Annotated in this window: 1 protein-coding gene; it reads right to left on the bottom strand. The window is 54.4% G+C overall.

The genetic code is table 11. The features are described 5' to 3' along the window. Positions 1 to 19: 19 nt before the first annotated feature. Entirely contained in the window at positions 20 to 1,009 is a 990-nt protein-coding gene (locus J4G38_RS20935) for an IS110 family RNA-guided transposase (RefSeq protein ID WP_226163628.1), read from the bottom strand. Positions 1,010 to 1,230: the final 221 nt, after the last annotated feature.

Raw genomic sequence — 1,230 nt, 5'->3', positions numbered from 1 at the left:
ACAAGAACTGTGTTAAAAGTCAAGCTTTCAGCGCACGTTTTGAGGTAAAATCGGCTTGGTAAGGCACGCCTGATTTGATGATGGCAAAAGCTTGCTTGAGCAGTTTGTTGCAGACGGCAATCAGGGCGAGCTTCTTATTCTTGCCCTTGGCCACGAGTCGGTCAAAAAGGGCGGCACAGGCCGCGTTCGTTTTCTTAGCGGAGAAGCTGCACATAAACAGCTTACCTCGAATCAAGCCGCCACCCATTTTGGTAATGCGCACTTTGCCGCGGATGCTCGTGCCCGACGTATGTTCGCGGGGCGACAAGCCCGCCATGGCAATCACTTGTCGGTAGTTATCGAAGTGGGTGAAGCCGCCGGCAAAGAGCAGGAGCATGCCTGCCGTCTTGCGCCCGATACCGGGAATGGAGCACAGTAACGTCATTTCGGCCGCGAAACGCTGTTCTAACAAGGCCAACAGCTCGGCCTCGACTGCGGCTACTTGCTGGGTCAACGTTTTAAGCGTCTGTTGCAGGCGTTTCAGGGCGAGCTTACTCCCAATAGGTTGCTGTTGGAGGGCTTCTCGGGCATTGCTGACCATAACTTTTTGCTTCAGCAACTGCTCCGTGACTTGCTCCAGCTGGCGGCATTCCACCAGCACCGTTTCGTCGGGCTGCCAGACCTTCAGCGGTTGCTGTTGACCATAGCGTAGCAGCCACTGCGCATCTTTGCGGTCACTTTTGCCTTTGCTCAAGTGCATCTGGATGAAGCGTTTGATGACCAGCGGATTGAGTACGGCTACCTGCCCGCCCTGCTCGTGTAGGTAATAGGCCAGGGCCAGATTATAGGTGCCCGTGGCTTCCATCATAAACCGGCAGTGGGCACCGCAGGCTTTGACCAGCTGCTGAAAGCCGGCTTTGCTATTGCTGACTTCCAGGTGCTTGGCCTGGTCATTCACCAGATAACAGACGGCGAGCGGGGCTTTGCTCACGTCAATGCCGACGACCGGCAAGGGTAGTAGGGGAGTCATAACGGAAAGCGTTGAGGTGGAGGAAATGCGTGAAAAGGACTTCCAGGAAATCTTCTATTATCCTAATACAGGCTCTGAGGCCTCACGGAACTGTCCAAAGTAGCCCTGGAAAAGAGTGGGGATTGTCATGTAAAACGAGCTCTAGCGCCCCATAAGATGCGAATCTTACTCCACCCTTTTCCTTCTCAGCAGCCCTCATTACGGGGCACAGGCAAACATAG

It is taken from the genome of Hymenobacter terricola, from assembly GCF_017921975.2.
GTDB lineage: Bacteria > Bacteroidota > Bacteroidia > Cytophagales > Hymenobacteraceae > Hymenobacter > Hymenobacter terricola.
The sequence above is the reverse complement of the archived record's forward strand: the minus strand, read 5'-3'. Positions and strand labels throughout refer to the sequence as shown.

What these genes read in the sequence shown, in the direction of transcription:
- J4G38_RS20935 (WP_226163628.1), bottom strand. Translation starts at nt 1,009, where the DNA reads ATGACTCCCCTACTACCCTTGCCGGTCGTCGGCATTGACGTGAGCAAA.